Below are 16,674 nucleotides of genomic sequence, written 5' to 3'. Positions count from 1 at the left end.
ACTGATGTCCGAACTCGTTCGCTACACGGTCGAGGGCAGCGTCGCGCGCCTGACGCTGGACTCGCCGCACAACCGCAACGCGCTGTCCACGACCTTGGTGGAGCAGCTGCACCAGGGGCTTGCCGACGCCGCCGCCCAGCCCGACGTCCGCGTGGTGGTGCTGGGACACACCGGCGGAACGTTCTGCGCCGGGGCCGATCTGAGTGAGGCCGCCGGACGCGATCCCGGCGACATCGCCGTCGACCGCGCGCGCGAGATGACCAAGCTGCTGCGCGCCATCCTCGAGTTGCCGCTTCCGGTGATCGGCGCGATCGACGGGCATGTGCGCGCGGGCGGACTGGGCCTCGTCGGCGCCTGCGATCTGGTGGTGGCCGGTTCCAACAGCACCTTTGCCCTCACCGAGGCACGCATCGGCGTTGCGCCGTCGATCATTTCGTTGACCCTGCTGCCGAAGATGACACCCCGCTCGGCCGGCCGCTACTTCGTCACCGGCGAAAGGTTCGGCGCCGCCGAGGCGGCGGCGATCGGCCTGATCACCGTGGCCGCCGAAGACGTCGAAGCGACGGTCGCGGCGCTGACAGGCGAGATTGCCAAGGCGTCACCGCAAGGGCTGGCGACGTCGAAGGCGTTGACCACCGCGGCGATCCTGCGCAGTTTCGACGAGCACGCCGAGGAACTCACCCGGCAATCGGCTCAGCTCTTCGTCTCCGACGAGGCCCGCGAAGGCATGCTGGCGTTCCTGCAGAAGCGCCCGCCCAGCTGGGTGGGTTGAACCAGCGCCAATCCCGTCTCACCGGTGATACAGTCGGTATGTGGAATCAGTGTCGGTGCGGGAGCTCCGCAATAAGGGTGGAGAGGTACTGGATCAGGTAGAACGCGGCGAGTCGGTCATTGTCACTCGAGACGGCAGACCTGTCGCCGAACTACGCCCGGTACCGCGTCGCAGTGTGCGACCTGCCGAGCTCATCAAGCGCAGAAAGCACTTGCCGCACGTTGATCCCGACGCGCTGCGTCGCGACATTGATGCCGCCATCGATTCCGCGGTGTGATGGCTGACGCAGCGTCGAGGGGCATGCTCGACACCTCGACCGTCATCCTGTTGGGGCGAATCGCCGACCCCACCGATCTACCCGACGAGGCTGTTGTCAGTGCGATCACGATCGCCGAGTTGTCCGTGGGACCGCACGTTGCGGCCAGTGATGAGGAGCGCGCAGCCCGCCAGGCTCATCTACAACAGGCCGAAGCAGACTTTGATGTAATCGCTTTCGATGCCCTGTCTGCGCGAGCGTTCGGCGCCGTCGCCGCCTCGTTGCGCGCCGCCGGGCGAAAGCCGGCGGCCCGCGCATATGACGCCCTGATCGCGGCCGCCGCTATCAGCCATGGTTTACCGCTGTACACTTGCAATCCGGCAGACTTCGACGGGATAGCAGACCTTGAGCTGCGATCGGTGCCGCACCCCGATCACCAGTAGGTGCGTGCACGTCGCGAGGAAAACGGAGCGCACGCCGGCACCGTTCGAGCAGGTCAACGCCGCGTAACCAACCGCCAATCGTTGCCGCATCACGCACCGGCCACCGGGGACGGGCAAACCTATCGACGGCGGCATTCACCGGATCTACCGTTACTTTGCGGACATTCTCTGCCGTACGGCAATCACCGAAAGGCCCTCGGATCATGGCCGAAGATCAAAACAAAGCAGTTTCTCAGCGCATTTGGGAGGTATTCGCCTCCGGCAACCTGGACGAACTCGACGACATCGTCGCGCCCGGCGCCGCCTACCACGACACCCAGGACCCATTCGGGAATCAGCGCGGCCCCGAACACATGAGGAATCTCATCGAGATGTACCGGACTGCCTTCTCCAACATGCGGTTTGACGTCAGGTTGCAGGTCGCCGAGGGCGACTACGTCTGCACGCTCCTAGAAGCCCAAGGCGATAACACCGGCGAGCTCATGGGTCAGCCCGCCACCGGTCGGCACGCCAGGATCCAGATCACCGACACCGATCGGATCGTCAACGGAAAGATCGAAGAAACCTGGGTCACCTGGGACACCCTGGGCATGTTGCAGCAGCTCGGCCTGGCGCCGGCGGGGACGCAGCCGGCAGACACCACCACGCCCGCAGCCAGCGGGTGACAACACCTACCGGGACAACCCCTTAGATTTTCCTTAAATTAGTCTTATTTTTCTTAAACTCGGTGTAGGCTGACCCCATCGCGGGCGGACAACGCTGAGGGGTAACTGTGTCCAAGGTGGGTGAGCACGCAGTCATTGCGGGTGCCGGGATGGCTGGCCTACTCGTGGCTGGGGCTGTGTCGGAGTTCTATCGGTCGGTCACCGTCATCGAACGAGATACGTTGCCCGACAAGCCGGACCACCGAAAAGGCGTCCCGCAGAGCCGACATCTACACAGCTTTTTGACTCGCGGACCGCAGATGCTCGACATGTTGTTCCCCGGGCTGCTTGACGAGCTTGCCGCTGCGGGTGCGGTGGTGGTCGACGACGCCAATCTGTCGCGGATCTATGCCCGCATCGGTCGCTACGAGCTGAATCAAACGGGCACGCTTGCCGATCCGGCGGCGTTGCGGCTCTATCTCGCGAGCCGGCCGTTCACAGAGTTCCACGTCCGTCGGCGTGTTCAAGCCCTGGCCAACGTCACGGTGCTCGACGGACATGACATGGTGGAACCGGTCGTCACGTCCGACTCCGTCACCGCAGTGCGGGTACTCAACCGCGACAACGGGATTGAGTCCATGCTGGATTCGGATCTGTTCATCGACGCCCGAGGCCGCGGTACCCGCACTCCCCCTTTCCTGCAGACACTCAACTACGGCACGCCAGTTGAACAGACGTGCTCCTCGCCATGGGCCTATTCAAGCCAATTGCTTTCGCTACCCGACCCTGGGTTCTCCGAACGAATGGTGATGATCAACAACGGGTTCCACAAACCACGTGCGCTGCTGGTTGCACATGAGCATGGCCGGTGGATGTTGGCGATCGCCCGGGCCAACGCTTCCGGCCCACCGCCATCAGATTTCGCCGGCATGCTCGCGTCGGCCGAGGAGATTTTCCCGGAGCGGATGCTGGCCGGGCTGACCGCCGCGCAGCCCATCGGCGACGTGGCCGTCTCCCGCAACACCAACGCCGTGTGGCGACGCTACGACCTCATGACGCGATTCCCGGCCGGCTTCTTGGTGACCGGCGACGCATTGTGCAGCCTGAACCCGCTCTACGGGCAAGGCATGACGATGGCGGCGCTGCAAGCTGTGGCGCTGCGGGACTGTCTGCGATCCGGGCGGGATGACTTGGGGCCGCGCTTCTTTGCCGCTGCGGCCGGGCACATTGGGCCGACGTGGGCGAGGAACCGGGCCAATGACCGCGTCCCGGAACCGACGGTGCGGCCGACGACGCGTAAGCGTCTACAGAAGTGGATGATGTCGGCGTCGCTGAACGCCGCGGCAACCGATGTCCGGGTCGCCGAGCAGTTCCTGCGGGTGAACAATCTCGTCGACCCGCCCGCCCGGTTACGACAGCCGGCGATAATGTCACGCATCCTGATGGGCGGGCTCCGAAAGGGTCGAGCCTGACCAAGCCGACCTGACCTACGCAATCTGAGATGTCCAGGGAGTGATCAGGGTGGCGGATTGGTTCAGTACGCACCGGCGAGCAGTGGCGATCATGGCGGTGCTCGCGGCCGTTGTGGCTGCCGGCGTGGTGTGGCTGTACACACTGCCATCGAGTAGCGACGGCTTGTCGATGGGCGACTACGGTCCCGAGAAGCAACGTGAATGGGCAGAACGTCTGGTGGCAGGCCTGAATACCCACGATGCGAATGAGGTTCCCGTCCTTCGTCCCGGCGGAGCACCGTCGACTAGACAAGCTGCGCAGAACGAGACGGTGGAGGCGGCCATGCCCGCGCCGGGCTGCGTCTACCAGCTGGTGTCGGTCAATGATCGAGGCGAACAAGGTGAGCAGTTGGACCCCGGGGCGACCTCCGTGAATCGGACCTACCGTTTCGATATGACCGTCGAGGAGCGCTGTCCTGGTGGAGGATCACGCAACCGGGTCCTGGGGGTCATCGCGATCGCTGACATGAGCTACTGGCAGCCCTCCTACTTCGTCGTGTAGCGCGAACTCTGCGTCTGGACACCACGGTGTTCCGCGCCTCTTCCAAAGTGGCCAAAGTCTTTCTGAAACGTGGCAGGCTGAGTTCGCGACACCACACCAGCATGCAAATTCCGCAACCAAAGTAGCGGAGACTGTCACTTCTCCTGCGTGTCCGTGGTACTGGCCACCTTCATCGCGCTGGGCACTGAGGCGCCCGGCGAGATCGCTGGGGAGCGCCTAGATGTGGTGCCGGGCAGTCCCGGACCCGTGACGTCGAATTCAGCTTCCGACCAGCTGAGCCTGACGCGCGCGAACGTTTCCCGCAAACCTGAGACCTAGCTGGGTACGTGTTGCTACGGTGTGCGGGCACTGTTGGCCAGACCACACTCGAAGGCGGCGCGCTTATGTCCAAGCCAACCCCTCCCCGTCTCCGCAAAGCCAAAGCAGCGGCGGTCACGGCTGCCGTCGTAGCCACCACTGCCGCACTCACGGCCGGGGTTACTTCGCAGGCGCCGGAGGCGCTGTTGGCTCATAAACGTGCGCTACAGGCGGAAGTCGAACTCGCGGCTGCACCTCAACTCCCAGCGGTGCCAGACATCGTCGGCATCTACGGAGTGGGCCCGATCTTCTGGGCGGCCCAGCTTCTGGGACTCACTCCAATGGCCGTGGTCCAGGCTGCCGCCGGCTTGCTTGGTGGCAGCGAAATGGCCGCAACGGTAGGCCAACTCCTGGACTTCCTGGGCACAATCTTGCCGGTTGAGGCGGGCGTGAAGGGGCCGCTACCCAGCGACGTCTACAACGCAGTCAATGGGCTGGACTACACCGCATCGGGCTTGTTGGACATGATCGAAGGCCCAATCACGTCGGTCATACCCGCGGTTGCATGGAACTTGTTGAAAGGCTTTCTCGATGACATCATCGCGGAAGCGCCCATCCTGAATCAGCGTCGCGCGATCATCTTCTCCGAAAGCCTCGGCGGGCTGACCACTTCTCTGGCCTACCGCGACATGATCGCCGCAGTGCAATCCAACGACCCGGAGTGGGGCGTCGGTGTCACCGGTCAGTGGCTGATCTTCTTCAATAACCCGAGCCGCCCCGGTGGTGGATTATTCGCTCTTGCAACGCCAATCACCAATCTGTTCGGCCTCAACCTGTCCACACCGCCGGCGGGCAGCTACACCAACGAGAGCACCAACGGCGATATCACCAAGGTGCTCAACACCTCGATCCTCGACATTACCTGGGCGTACAACATCCTCTCCGATGCGCCGACCACGCTGAACCCGTTGGCGTGGGCCAACGCGGCCAGCGGCGCAGTGTTCCTCACCTACCTGATTCCCGGCGAGGGCAACAACATTGGTGGCCACGTGCTGCCCCTGGCAATCGAAGGTCTACTCGACGGCATCAAGGTGATGCTCGACCCGACCGGCGGCCAGGGCCTGGAGCTGGTTCCGGGATGGGACGAGATCGTGGACATCGCCGGCGACATTCCCATCTTGAACTTGGACACCTTGTTGGAGGACATCGCCGACGCGAGCAAGTTCCCCGGCACGGCCACTTACATCACCTACGACTCAGGCAATCTCCCGCTGCTCGAACCGTTCAACATGGTGCCGCGGCTGGTCAGCCTGGTCCCGGGATACAACGTCCCCACACCGCTGACCAACAGCGTCGAGGACGCCCTGCGGATGTTGGTGAACATGGGTTATCAGGACGTCGACCCGGCCACCCTCGAGCGCGGCTTCGATATGGCCGGCGAGCAGGCGTACTTCTATGACTCGCCGCTCACTCCGACTCAACAGCTTGCCGCCGGCCAGACGGTGTTCAACGCACTCATCGACGGCATCCAGAACAATGCACTGACGCCGTCCAAGTGGACACCGACAGTTCCCGGTGCCGACTTCTCGCCGATCTTCGAGAACGCGATGACCGAATCGGCGGCTGCGGCGTTGTCGGCCGCACTGCAAGCTGTTCAGGACGCTGCCAACCCGGTGTTTACCGCCGTCGAGACGGGACTGGCGCCGGTAACGGGTGTGCTCGACCAGGTCGACGCGCAGGCGACCACAGCCCTCGACAATGTGTTCAAGGTCCAAGAGCCCGTGCCCGACGCGTCGATGGACACCAATCCGGCGTCGCCGGGGCCGTTGTCGGTGAGCTCGGTTCCGTCCGTTGGCAGTGAGTTGCGCACGCTGAAAGACCTTGGCATTGAGAAAGATTCGTCAAAGGACACCGAGGTCCCGAAGGGTCTGAAGAAGATCACGGAGTCGTTCAAGGCAAAACCGGGCAAGCACGCGGCTGACACGGGCGATCGGGTGAAGAAGTCAGTGCAAGAGACCGTCGACAAAGTGAAGGACGGCCTCAAGGAGGCGACCGACAAGGCCGAAAAGGTCGGGAAGAGCAAGAACAGCGATAAAGCGGCAGCGTAGAGTTACCCGCATCGCGCGGTATTTCGTACACGTATCGTTTCGAACCGTGTCATCGCCGATCTGAAACACGGCCGATTCGCGGCCACGATTGGAACGTCGTCATGACGCCGACACACCCACCGCGGCTGCGGTTGAAACCCAAAGCGCAACAGCACAACGGATACGTCGACGGAGCATGGTGGCCGCATACCGATGACCTCGCTGCCGAGCTGCCAGACCTGTTGGCGGTGCTCTCAGTTCGGTTGGGCCGCATCGAGCGAGTGTCGTATCGCTTGAGCGCATGGCCAAGAGCACCAAGGAAACTCGTCACTGGCGGCCGGGTGATCAAGCTCGACGGGTACCGCCTTCAACGGCGGAACACCATCGAAGTCGTCGGGCTCAACCGCGACCGAGTCGACTTACTGGTGGTTCCGCCCTACACCGAGCCGAGCGACGCGCACACAACCATGATGACCGCAGCGCAACCCAACAACGCAGCCACCATCGACGGCCTCCTGGTGATCAGTCCTCGCGACAGGGAACGACGCACGCTGGTAGCCAGCGCCCAGGACCACTGGAACGCAGGGCGGTAACAACATTTACTCCCCGTGTGGGCCCCGCAGTTTCGATGACACCGTGGCCGCCCCGTCGGTAGCGTGACCATATGGCGCGCACAGTGCTCGTCACCGGGGCGACCGGCACGCTCGGCCACCATGTGGTGCCCGAGGCTGTCGGAGCCGGCCATCACGTGCGGGCGTTGAGTCGACGCGAGCGGGTCGGCTACACCGGAGTGCATTGGCAGCGCGGCGACCTCCTGGCAGCTGACAGTTTGGACGCTGCGCTCGACGGGATGGACGTCGTCGTGCACTGCGCCACCCAACCCGTTGGAAGCAAGGACGTCAGAGCCACGCGGAATCTGATCGAGGCCGTCCGCCGCGCACGCGTCGGCCATCTGATCTACGTCTCGATCGTCGGCATCGACGACATCCCGCTGCCGTACTACAAGACGAAGTTGCGAGTCGAGCAGATACTCGCAGACTCGGACATCGGCCACACCGTGCTGCGCGCGACGCAGTTCCACGAGCTAATCGAACAGATATTCGCCGTGCAGCGGTTCTCCCCCGTTTTGTGGACGCTGCGCGGGGTGCGATTCCAGCCGATCGACACCCGTGACGTCGCGGCCCGACTCGTTGAATTGATCGATTCAGAACCGATCGGACGGGCGGCTGATATCGGCGGACCGGAAGTTCGCCATCACTCAGATTTGGGACACCTGTATCTCTCAGCGCACAGTAGCGGGCGGCGCGTGGTCAGTTTCACGCTGCCGGGTCGCACCGTCGCGGGTTACAAGTCCGGAGCCAATCTGACCCCCGAAAACGCGGTCGGAACCATAACTTTCCAGGATTATCTCGGTTCCACCACATAATCTTTGCCGATTCACTGGGCCCGCCGCCGAGGCCGCCGGCGCAGGTTTCGCCGGCCAGCCTTGCATGTGACAGGGATAGTCGTAGGCTCATCAGTGATGAGCACTTCAGCGTCGCAGAATGGATCGATGCGGGCCGCCGACACTGATCGCATTCAGGTGGCGCAGTTGCTCACGGACGCCGCCGCCGCGGGCCGCTTGCCGATGACCGAATATGAGGACCGGCTAGCAAAAGCCTATTCGGCGGAAACCTATCGCGATCTGGCTCGGCTCAGCGCCGACCTGCCCGGAGCCGTCAACTGTCCCAGCACCATGTGCCGGCCGGCACCCTCGTCGGTGCTGTTGGGCATCATGAGCGGGTTCGAGCGCCGCGGCCGCTGGAACGTCCCGAAGAAGTTGACGACGATCGCACTCTTCGGCGGCGGCGTGGTCGATCTGCGCTACGCGGATTTCACCTCGCCCGACGTGGAGATCCGCACCTACTCGATTTTCGGCGGGCAGACGATCCTGGTGCCACCCGAGGTGAACGTGGACTTGGAAGGCGTCGGGGTGATGGGAAATTTTGACCACACCGTCCATGGCGAGGGCGCACCCGGTGCGCCGCGCGTGCACATCCGCGGATTCTCACTGTGGGGCAGCGTGGGCGTTAAACGTAAGAATCGCCGCAAGCAGACCGATTGACGACAAGGGCGGGCCCGCAGGCCCGCCCTCTTTGCATTGACCGGCAGTCCAAATAACAACGGCCCCTTCCTGTTTGGAAGGGGCCGTTGCTTGAGGCTGTGGGTTACTCGCTGTCGGAGCCGCCCTTGTCGTCGGACTTCTTTTCGGACTTCTTGTCGGTCTTCTTCTCCGACTGGTCCTTCTTCTCCGACTTGCCCTCCGAGGCGCCCGCGTTGTCCGCATCGTCACCGGTAGCGGCGCTACCCGTCTCGGACCCCTTGGGCGACGACAGTCCAAGCGAATCGCGGACCTTCTCGCGACGCTCCGCGACGCGTGCCTGGAACTTGGCCCGACGTTCCTCGGCCCGCTTCTGGAAGTCCTCGGTGCCCTTCTCGATGTTCGAAGCCAGTTGCTTCAGCGGAGTCTTCGCCTCAGCCTCAGGCTCGACGTCGACAGCGGGCTCGACTTCAGCCTTGGGCTCGACTTCAGCCTTGACCTCAGTCGCTTCGACCGGCGCCGCAAGCTTCTTCAGCGGCGACTCGATCTTGGGGAGCGACAGATCGATCAGAGATCCAGCCGAAGGCAGGCTCACCGAGCCGGCCCCTTCTTCCACCGAATCCGCCTGCTCTGCCAACTTGGAGACAGCCGCGATTCCGGCGCTTTCCGGAGCCTCGAGGGTTTCAAACGGGTTGCCAACTATTTCGTTGAACAAGCCGACGATGCCCTCTTCGAAGAACGCCGCGTTGAGCTCCTTCGCCCGCTCACCCAGGGGGCCGTCGGGCAGGTTGTCGTCGATCAGGTTCTGAGCGACCAGGGCGATGCCGCCCGCGAAGAGATCGTTGACGCGACGCTCCAGGTCGAGACGACCGGTCGGATCGAAGGAGTCGATGACCGCGGCGGTGGTGGCGGAAGCAATCCACGCGAACTCGTTGAAGCCGGCCTCGAAGAAGATGTCGTCGATCGGGCCTAGCGGCAGGATCTCATTGCTGGTGTAGTACGCCAAGCCAGTGAAGCCCTCCACGCAGACGGCGCCGGATGCGCTGCAGTCGCCGGGCGCGTAGACGTAGACCGGGATTTTATTGCCGTCCTCGTCGAGAACGATCTCACCGGTCTCGGGGTCGGTCTCCCAGACCTTCTCACCATTCTCATCGGTCTCTTGGACGACGCCTTGGTAGTAGTAGCCGCCATAGCCTTCGAAGAAGGCATCCCAGGCGCCCTCGAGGGTGAACGCCAGCAGCTTGTATTGCTCGACACTCAGTTTGTTGGTGGTTGGCTCCGCAGCAGCAGGCGCGGGCGCCGCGATCGCAACCTCGTCATTCGGAACGAAGAGCGCCGGGGCCGTGGCGACGACTGCGGCTGCACTGAGAAGTGCGGCGCCGGCGGTGACGTATGGCTTGATTGCCATGCAGTTACTCCCTGGGGACGGGGCGACAGTGGACTAGCGCTTCGAACGACGCTACTTAGAAGTTCCTGAGAGATCGTAAGGGCAAGTTTGCCCCCCGGCAAGCCGAAAACGCCCGCGGCTCCGACTGCCGTCTCAGTCTCAGAATCCCCATCCGCCAGGGGAAGCGGTCCGGGTCCACCTATGTGTGCTGTGCGGGTTTCCCCAGATACTCAGGCAAGTACCCGCGCTCACCACACCCCGTTGATTACGGCAACCACCTCCCGTTGTCCTCCAGGTTAATTTCTTGGTGCGATAGGCCCTGATCGTGCGGCTGGCAATCAATCAGTGGGCGACGGAGTTTGCCAGCCACGGCTACCCGTTGCCCAGACCCGCACCAGCCGGCGACCTCCGCTCCAGCGAACAGATGAGGCGTTCGAACCGCCGCACTTGGCTCGTTCATCAGAAGTTCATGCACCGGCCGGCGGTCGATCAATTACTCGGTGCCCCCGGAGCCAGTGCCACTGCCGCCGGTATTGCCGCCTGCAGTCGAGCCCTTGTCCCCACCGATGGCCTCCTTGAAGGCCTTGTTCAGATCGCTGAAGAAGTTCCCGCCACCGTCACTCGACTTCGGCTTGCCGAATGGAATGACAGGCTCGACCTTGTTGCCGTCCTTCGTGTCAACTGTCGCCGAATCGTCGGCGGCCTCTTCCTCCTCAACCACCTTGCGCTGCGGCAGCTTCAGTGCCGGCAACTTGAACTCAGGCAGCTTGGGCGCCTCGAACTTCGGGGCCTCGGGCGCCGCCGGTGCCGGCTCGACAGCAGCCAGCGGATTGGCGTCCTCGCCCTCACCGGTGCCTTCGTCGACGACTTCGGTCTTGACCTCAGACTCTTCCGCGGGCGATACGAGCCGCTTGAACGGCGACTCGAACGACGGCGTCGACACATCGAAGAGCGACGAACCAAAAGGCAGCCGTGTCGACGTCGGACCAGATTCTTGGCCGTCCTCGACCTCGGCGGTCTCCGACAGAAGCGTCGCATCCGCCTCTTCGTCGGCAGCCGGGGGCGGCGGAGTGGGCGTCGGAGTGGGAGTCCCCTGGATGAACGCGTCGACGACGTAGTTGATGGCGCCCACGAACCCCGCGTTCGTGTCGCCCTCGCCATAACCGAAGAAGAATGCGTCGGTGATTCCGAAGATGAAGGTGTCTTCCGGAAGGTTGTCGAGCAGCAGATTGCCGACTAGCTGCGTGACCCCGCCCTCGAAGAAGTCCTCGACACGATCCACCAAGTCCAGTCGGCCCGTCGGATCAGGCACCAATGCAGCGATGGTGAGCGCGACTTCACGCGCCAGTCCCGTGAAGCCTTCCTCAAAGAAGATGTTGTCGAGATCCCCGAGAGGGAGCAGCTGATCGCTCAAGTAGTACGGGACCCCAACGAAACCCGCTGGGCACACTGCGCCCTCGACGGTGCAATCACCAGACCCGTCTCCGGTCACTTGACCGCCGTAGCCCTGGAAGAACGCATCGGATAGACCTTGCAGTGTCACCGCCAGCAGGCGCAGTTGCTCGGGTGTGAGCGTTTGCCTTTCCGCGGCAGCCGGCGCAGCAATCTGTACGTCATCATTCGGCACGAAGAACGCCGGGGTCGCTGCAACGATGGCGCCTGCACTGATAAGTGCGGCACCGGTAGTTAGGAGCGGACGAAATGCCATTGTTTTGCCCCCTAGCAAGGGTCGGTCGGCCGGAAGCTCAAAACACCTTCGGTGGTACTGACAAACACCTTAGAAGTTCCTGAGAGCCTATGGGCTCGTTTGCCGTCCCGCAAGCAAAATAGCCAGCAAAAATTAGCTATAGCGCGAGTCTCAGTTTTCACTCCTGCCACATGAGTGTTGAATGTCCAAGTTGCTTCGCGAACGTTCATGATCACCAGAACCCCAGCTGATTTTGGTTATCGCGCTCAACTCTTTGCAATTGGAAACAAATGCACAGCCAATCTGTCACGAGATCCCAAGACCACTCACGGCGTTGCAGACCGACACAGCCAGCCCTGCTAATAAGTTTGCTCTGTCGGATTAGCTACCGACCGGCAGCGCCCGCTTTTACGCAGGTAAGGACGCCCGTCAAGAATGGCTGCCCAAAGCTAGATATTTTCCTACGCAATGAATGTAAAACGGCCGCAAAAGATGGACTGGATTACGCACCATTTGTCGGCCGTCAACATGTGCTGCCAAGAGCCGCTCGCACGAAAGCCGGCACCGCATTCAAGCGCGCTGCTGCCTGAGAGTGACCTGAGTGTCTCTCAGTCTTCGGACGCTTCCGCGCCGGATGGTTCCGATGAATTTGGAGCCGGTTCGGCAGTGTCGGTGCCTTTTCCTTGGAGACGGTTGGCAACCTGGCGCACGCCGTCCACCGTCGATTCCACAAACGCCTTCCCCGGGCGTCGCGCGGTGGAATCGCGGCCCACCTTCGGGGTGAAGTCGAGGCTCTTGCGCACCAATGGCCGCGCTGCCGGTGCCGAATCGTCATCTCCCCGCAGCATCTTGACGCCCTCTTCGACCCCGGCCGTGAAGTCGTTGACGAACTTCTCGGTCTCCTGGCGCGTTGGGACCAGCCGGGCCGAGACGTACTTATCCGGGTTGGCCAATGGATCGTTGTCCGGATACCCGTAGTCGACCACTGCCCGCAACGCAGGCGTCGCCGCATCGGCAAGCCGGTTACCCGGCTCCCCGAACGCCCGCAACGGCGCCACCAACGGCAGGTTGGTGGATTCATACCCGACGTAAGTGGTGTCGTCGACCCGGCTGATCCGAACCGTCTGACCGCCGGCCATCTCGCGTTCAATGGTTCCGCCGGAGGCCAAAGTGGCCTTGCAAGCAGCGTCGCAGTCGCGCACCTGACCGTCGGCGTCCACGGGGAACTCCAGGCTTTCCTGATTGAGACGACGCTCGAAGTAGGCCATCAATGAGTTGGCCATCGCGGGCCCATTCCACAGGTAGGCCGGAATGTTGGAGTTGATGTCGTACTCGTAGACCACGTTGACCACGGGCACACCCGGATCGGTCGGAGTCGGAATGGGATTCACGCCGATCACCGCGAAGACCGGCAGCCGGGTGCCGAAGCCGCCGTTGGGGCTGGCAACGTTGTTGTCGAGCACGTACAGCTTCGGGCTCGCCAGCACCGGATCGTTCGTCAGTTTGAGATGGCTGAGCAGCAGGCTGGCGTTCGCCGCGCCCCACCCGGACGACAGCACGACGTTGTCGTGGCCTTTGTTGTCGGAGATGGCCCGATAGATCCCGGGTGGTCCGGTGAAGAAGTTGGCGACGACGGTCTCGTCCTGCTGGTAGAGCCCGCCGTAGAAGTCCTCGACGCCGTCGCCGCTGGGGTTCGTCGAACTCGCACCGATGATGAGTGCCGCCAGCTGCACCGGGGTTACCGGTTGCGTCACGCCGAGCGCGGCCGCCATCGCCAGCGCCGCGCCGGCCACCACTGATGTGGCGTGCTTTGCCATCGACATACCTTTCGCCAGGATGAGCAGAAGCTACCCGACGGCCACGATGCGTGCGGCCGCGTTCAGCGCAGGACCTGCACGCTTTCCACCACGGCGTTGTTGTATTCCGTGGCCCGTTGCTCGTAGATCGCGATGTTGTCGTCCGGCAGCAGCCAAGCCTGGTGAATCTCCGGCACGGTTTCCTGTGGGCAATTCGCGTGCCAGACCCGGTAGTCGGCAGTGCGGTCGCCCATCTTGCGGGAAGGCTTGCCATCCCCGGTTTGGGCGGTGATGTCGTCGACGCTCAACGCGGGATAAGGCGGATCACCGTGGTGGTAGCAAGCCCCGTCGATCGGCGGCTTCAGGTCCTCGATGGTCCCGTCGAACGCGACGTCGAATCGCAGTGGTAGATCCAGGTTTCCGCCGGCCGGGTAACCGATCCAGCCGCGCGTGGACGGCGACTCATGGTCCTCGATGACCGCCCAGTGCGGCACCGTCACGCGCAGAATCTCGATGCCACCGGTGAACTTCGGGTCCGGGACGAAGACCGTCTCCAGCGGCCCGCCGGGATACGGATCGCTCGCGGCCGTGGTCGTGGTGCCCTCCGACGCTGCGGCAGGCTGCTCGTCGCCCGCGCATCCCACACCGAGGGCCATCACCGCCACGGCCAGTACGACGGACACCTTGTCGGCCGACATGACCTCACGATAAGCCCGTCCATACCCCCGAACCCGACGCTTTGGCTGAATTTTCCGGGTGGATCGACCATGGCGTCGGTTTCGGCAAGGCGAACTAAGTCCGCACGCCGGTAACGATGCGCGCATCGGCGAACGCGGCGAACATGTCGTTGCCGGGAACCTCAAAGCCGTTGGCGGCGTACGCCTCTTCGATCGACTGCGACGACATGTCCCAGCCCCGGGCCGTCAAGAATTCGAGCACGTCGTTTCGCCGGCCCGAGTACACAAGGTCAGACAGCTCCGTGTCCAGGCCGGACCGCCGAAAGCCCTCCAGGACCCGTTCGGATCGACTGTCGGAGAACACGGAGGCGTCCGGAACATACTCGGTGGCGAGGTAGCTGCCCGGGGCGCTGAGTCGGGTGATGTTCTCCAGCAGTTGATCCTGCGCCTCTGGCGGCAGATAGATCGTCAGCCCCTCAGCGATCCACGCCGTCGGGTGAGATTGGTTAAAGCCTTTGGCCAGCAGTGCCTTTGGCCAGTCATCGCGTAAGTCGATCCCGATGGCCCGCCGCTCAGCGGTGGGGTGCGCGCCCAGATCCGCCAGGGTCTTGGTCTTGAAATCAATTACCCGGGTCTGATCGAGCTCATACACGACCGTCCCTGTCGGCCATGGCAATCGGTAGGCGCGGGTGTCCAGTCCGGAGGCCACGATCACCGCCTGCCGCACCCCCGCCGCGGCAGCTCTCGTGAACAAATCGTCGTATAAGCGCGTGCGTACCGCCATCGCTTCAGCCGCCTGCCGCACAGTGAAGGAGCCGTCGTCCACATCAGTGTCACCGTCCAGCAGACGCGTCACGGCATCGGCATTCACCGCCCGCACCAACGGCTCAGCGTACGGATCGTCGATCAGCGGAACCGGCCCCCGCGCAGCGATGGCGCGCTGGGCGGCGACCACGGTCGCGGTGACGCCCACGCTCGTTGCCAAATCCCAACTGTCATTGTCGTTTCGAGTCATCATTGCCTCCTCCATAAGTGAGCGTTCGGAATTCGTCGGCGAGCCGTTCAAACAGGGCACCGACCTCGCCGGCGGCAGCTTCCACGCGCTTGGCCGCCGGTGGACGCATGGGTTCAAAAGCGCGCCGCAACATGTTCGCCAGATGGTCGGCCTTCTCGTCCAGACTCAGGCCGAGTTCGTCGGGCACCATCGGCTCGGCGGCGAAGAAGCCGAAAACACTTGCCGTGAGCGGATAGTGAACGTCCTCCGGCCGTAAGCCCTCGCCCAGTAGGCCGTGCCCATGAAGAATCGTCAGGTACTCGCGCCAGCCGGCGAAATTCGCGCCTATTGACCCTTGGGAGTTGTCGGCGACGAGCGCGTCCATTGTGTCGGTGTCCCGGGTGTAGATCGCGCGCAACACGGGCCGTTGCATCGCCTCCAGGAAGATCCGACGCATCAGCCGATTCGGCATGACCTCCTGCGGACCGCCTCGTATCGCGGACACCACCGCACCGACCATCTCGGCGGTTTCACGCGTGCCGACCGCCGACAACATCTGCTCGCGGGTGCGCCAGTGCAGATACACAGTTCCCTTGCCGATGCCGGACCGTTTGGCGACCTCGTCGATCCGGATACGCCGATAACCCCAGCGCAGCAGCAAGTCCTTGGCCGTATCGAGGATCCGGTCCGCACGTTCCCGTCGGGCATCCACAGGTCCATCTTTGACCAGAAGATGATTCTGGTCAATAGTCACGCAAGAGGCGACGTTTTGGCTGGCGGAATCGCATGCGACGACCCTTGCGCCGGTTTGGCGGGCGCATGGTCGAATGGCGTTATGCGCACATGGACCAGACGCGCCGCAGCCGTGGTGGTTGCAGTCCTCGCCTGGTGCGAGTGGAAAACGTGGCGGGCGTCGCAGGAAGACCTGCCGGCGGACGGTCTCGATCCCGCTCGAATCGAGAAGGGCGAGGTCATCCTCGTGCTGGGCTGCCCGCGGCCTGCCCTGTACCGGTGGCGGGTGCGCATCGCAGTGCGCTCGACCGATCCGATGCGGGCCCGTTTCATCTTCTCCGGCGGAGCAGTGCGCTCGAAGCTCTCCGAAGCGCAGATGATGGCCAATTACGCGGTGGTGACACTCGGTGTTCCCGCCACCAACATCGTCCTCGAAGACCAGTCGAGGACGACTGTGCAGAACATCGAGAATTCAATACCCCTGTTGGTCGACGCCCCGGCGATCAAGATCGCGTCGAACACGTTTCACGCTCGACGCGCCCGGCGCATCCTCCGGGACGAATCACCTGAACTGGCAGCACGACTGGTCCGTGCCCGCGATTACCTCCCAGTCGAGTGGGGTCCGGTGCACGGGTTCATGCTGGCCCATGAACTCATCCGTCGCCGTGTGGTGAGGCATGCCAGCCTCTCGATAACAGAGGCGTGCGCGCCTGCTCCACGATGTCGGCGCCCCGGTCCTCCTTGATGACGTGGACGACGTGCCAGTCAAGGCGCTGCAGCGCACGGTTGACCCGGACGTCCAAGACATA

General features: G+C 63.3%; 18 protein-coding genes. 12 read left to right on the top strand and 6 right to left on the bottom strand.

Features of this window, described 5'->3' with window-relative positions; all coding sequences use genetic code 11:
- Nucleotides 1-4 precede the first annotated feature (4 nt).
- From ABQF30_RS20960 to ABQF30_RS20910, 11 genes are all read left to right on the top strand, one after another.
- The gene (locus ABQF30_RS20960; protein WP_448467335.1) at nucleotides 5-772 is read left to right on the top strand and encodes an enoyl-CoA hydratase family protein; all 768 of its coding nucleotides are present in this window, start codon (nucleotides 5-7) and stop codon (nucleotides 770-772) included.
- Nucleotides 773-812: 40 nt separating this feature from the next.
- A complete protein-coding gene (locus ABQF30_RS20955; RefSeq protein ID WP_448467333.1) occupies nucleotides 813-1,049 on the top strand; it encodes a type II toxin-antitoxin system Phd/YefM family antitoxin in 237 nt (78 codons plus the stop codon).
- Nucleotides 1,049-1,471: a type II toxin-antitoxin system VapC family toxin gene (locus tag ABQF30_RS20950; RefSeq protein ID WP_448467331.1), complete on the top strand. Its 423-nt coding sequence runs from the start codon at nucleotides 1,049-1,051 to the stop codon at nucleotides 1,469-1,471. The genes ABQF30_RS20955 and ABQF30_RS20950 overlap by 1 nt, the downstream gene beginning before the upstream one ends.
- Before the next feature lie 203 nt (nucleotides 1,472-1,674).
- Nucleotides 1,675-2,136 (top strand): ester cyclase, encoded by a 462-nt coding sequence (locus ABQF30_RS20945; protein ID WP_448467330.1) that lies wholly within the window; start codon nucleotides 1,675-1,677, stop codon nucleotides 2,134-2,136.
- A gap of 149 nt (nucleotides 2,137-2,285) precedes the next feature.
- Nucleotides 2,286-3,587: an FAD-dependent monooxygenase family protein gene (locus ABQF30_RS20940; protein ID WP_448467328.1), complete on the top strand. Its 1,302-nt coding sequence runs from the start codon at nucleotides 2,286-2,288 to the stop codon at nucleotides 3,585-3,587.
- 49 nt (nucleotides 3,588-3,636) lie between these two features.
- A complete protein-coding gene (locus ABQF30_RS20935; RefSeq protein ID WP_448467326.1) occupies nucleotides 3,637-4,128 on the top strand; it encodes a hypothetical protein in 492 nt (163 codons plus the stop codon).
- A 147-nt stretch (nucleotides 4,129-4,275) separates the two neighbouring features.
- Complete coding sequence (locus tag ABQF30_RS20930; RefSeq protein ID WP_448467324.1) at nucleotides 4,276-4,446, top strand: hypothetical protein; 171 nt, start codon at nucleotides 4,276-4,278, stop codon at nucleotides 4,444-4,446.
- 65 nt (nucleotides 4,447-4,511) lie between these two features.
- A complete protein-coding gene (locus ABQF30_RS20925; RefSeq protein WP_448467322.1) occupies nucleotides 4,512-6,533 on the top strand; it encodes an alpha/beta hydrolase family protein in 2,022 nt (673 codons plus the stop codon).
- Nucleotides 6,534-6,634: 101 nt separating this feature from the next.
- The gene (locus tag ABQF30_RS20920; protein ID WP_448467320.1) at nucleotides 6,635-7,105 is read left to right on the top strand and encodes a DUF5994 family protein; all 471 of its coding nucleotides are present in this window, start codon (nucleotides 6,635-6,637) and stop codon (nucleotides 7,103-7,105) included.
- Nucleotides 7,106-7,176: 71 nt separating this feature from the next.
- Nucleotides 7,177-7,938 carry an SDR family oxidoreductase gene (locus tag ABQF30_RS20915; RefSeq protein WP_448467318.1) on the top strand — a complete coding sequence of 254 codons (762 nt, stop codon included), beginning with the start codon at nucleotides 7,177-7,179 and terminating at the stop codon, nucleotides 7,936-7,938.
- Nucleotides 7,939-8,034: 96 nt separating this feature from the next.
- Complete coding sequence (locus ABQF30_RS20910; protein WP_448467316.1) at nucleotides 8,035-8,616, top strand: DUF1707 SHOCT-like domain-containing protein; 582 nt, start codon at nucleotides 8,035-8,037, stop codon at nucleotides 8,614-8,616.
- Nucleotides 8,617-8,719: 103 nt separating this feature from the next.
- Here ABQF30_RS20910 and ABQF30_RS20905 read toward each other — a convergent pair whose 3' ends face one another.
- From ABQF30_RS20905 to ABQF30_RS20880, 6 genes are all read right to left on the bottom strand, one after another.
- Nucleotides 8,720-10,000: a hypothetical protein gene (locus tag ABQF30_RS20905; protein ID WP_448467314.1), complete on the bottom strand. Its 1,281-nt coding sequence runs from the start codon at nucleotides 9,998-10,000 to the stop codon at nucleotides 8,720-8,722.
- A gap of 472 nt (nucleotides 10,001-10,472) precedes the next feature.
- Nucleotides 10,473-11,687 (bottom strand): hypothetical protein, encoded by a 1,215-nt coding sequence (locus ABQF30_RS20900; protein ID WP_448467312.1) that lies wholly within the window; start codon nucleotides 11,685-11,687, stop codon nucleotides 10,473-10,475.
- 587 nt (nucleotides 11,688-12,274) lie between these two features.
- Nucleotides 12,275-13,483: a PE-PPE domain-containing protein gene (locus tag ABQF30_RS20895; protein ID WP_448467310.1), complete on the bottom strand. Its 1,209-nt coding sequence runs from the start codon at nucleotides 13,481-13,483 to the stop codon at nucleotides 12,275-12,277.
- A gap of 62 nt (nucleotides 13,484-13,545) precedes the next feature.
- Complete coding sequence (locus ABQF30_RS20890; RefSeq protein WP_448467308.1) at nucleotides 13,546-14,160, bottom strand: hypothetical protein; 615 nt, start codon at nucleotides 14,158-14,160, stop codon at nucleotides 13,546-13,548.
- 94 nt (nucleotides 14,161-14,254) lie between these two features.
- A complete protein-coding gene (locus tag ABQF30_RS20885) occupies nucleotides 14,255-15,154 on the bottom strand; it encodes a class I SAM-dependent methyltransferase (protein WP_448467306.1) in 900 nt (299 codons plus the stop codon).
- Nucleotides 15,135-15,845: a TetR/AcrR family transcriptional regulator gene (locus tag ABQF30_RS20880; protein ID WP_448467305.1), complete on the bottom strand. Its 711-nt coding sequence runs from the start codon at nucleotides 15,843-15,845 to the stop codon at nucleotides 15,135-15,137. Before ABQF30_RS20880 ends, ABQF30_RS20885 begins: the two co-directional genes overlap by 20 nt.
- A 123-nt stretch (nucleotides 15,846-15,968) precedes the next feature.
- Between ABQF30_RS20880 and ABQF30_RS20875 the strand changes: the two genes are divergently transcribed.
- Nucleotides 15,969-16,610: a YdcF family protein gene (locus ABQF30_RS20875; RefSeq protein ID WP_448467303.1), complete on the top strand. Its 642-nt coding sequence runs from the start codon at nucleotides 15,969-15,971 to the stop codon at nucleotides 16,608-16,610.
- Nucleotides 16,611-16,674: the final 64 nt, after the last annotated feature.

It is taken from the genome of Mycolicibacterium sp. XJ870, assembly GCF_053483975.1.
Note: the sequence above shows the minus strand (reverse complement) of the source record. Positions and strands in the feature narration are given on the sequence as shown.

Coding starts and splice junctions, on each gene's coding strand:
- ABQF30_RS20945 (WP_448467330.1), top strand. CDS start 1,675: ATGGCCGAAGATCAAAACAAAGCAGTTTCTCAGCGCATTTGGGAGGTA.
- ABQF30_RS20915 (WP_448467318.1), top strand. CDS start 7,177: ATGGCGCGCACAGTGCTCGTCACCGGGGCGACCGGCACGCTCGGCCAC.
- ABQF30_RS20940 (WP_448467328.1), top strand. CDS start 2,286: ATGGCTGGCCTACTCGTGGCTGGGGCTGTGTCGGAGTTCTATCGGTCG.
- ABQF30_RS20895 (WP_448467310.1), bottom strand. CDS start 13,483: ATGGCAAAGCACGCCACATCAGTGGTGGCCGGCGCGGCGCTGGCGATG.
- ABQF30_RS20925 (WP_448467322.1), top strand. CDS start 4,512: ATGTCCAAGCCAACCCCTCCCCGTCTCCGCAAAGCCAAAGCAGCGGCG.
- ABQF30_RS20900 (WP_448467312.1), bottom strand. CDS start 11,687: ATGGCATTTCGTCCGCTCCTAACTACCGGTGCCGCACTTATCAGTGCA.
- ABQF30_RS20950 (WP_448467331.1), top strand. CDS start 1,049: ATGGCTGACGCAGCGTCGAGGGGCATGCTCGACACCTCGACCGTCATC.
- ABQF30_RS20910 (WP_448467316.1), top strand. CDS start 8,035: ATGAGCACTTCAGCGTCGCAGAATGGATCGATGCGGGCCGCCGACACT.
- ABQF30_RS20890 (WP_448467308.1), bottom strand. CDS start 14,160: ATGTCGGCCGACAAGGTGTCCGTCGTACTGGCCGTGGCGGTGATGGCC.
- ABQF30_RS20905 (WP_448467314.1), bottom strand. CDS start 10,000: ATGGCAATCAAGCCATACGTCACCGCCGGCGCCGCACTTCTCAGTGCA.
- ABQF30_RS20960 (WP_448467335.1), top strand. CDS start 5: ATGTCCGAACTCGTTCGCTACACGGTCGAGGGCAGCGTCGCGCGCCTG.
- ABQF30_RS20920 (WP_448467320.1), top strand. CDS start 6,635: ATGACGCCGACACACCCACCGCGGCTGCGGTTGAAACCCAAAGCGCAA.
- ABQF30_RS20885 (WP_448467306.1), bottom strand. CDS start 15,154: ATGACTCGAAACGACAATGACAGTTGGGATTTGGCAACGAGCGTGGGC.
- ABQF30_RS20875 (WP_448467303.1), top strand. CDS start 15,969: ATGCGCACATGGACCAGACGCGCCGCAGCCGTGGTGGTTGCAGTCCTC.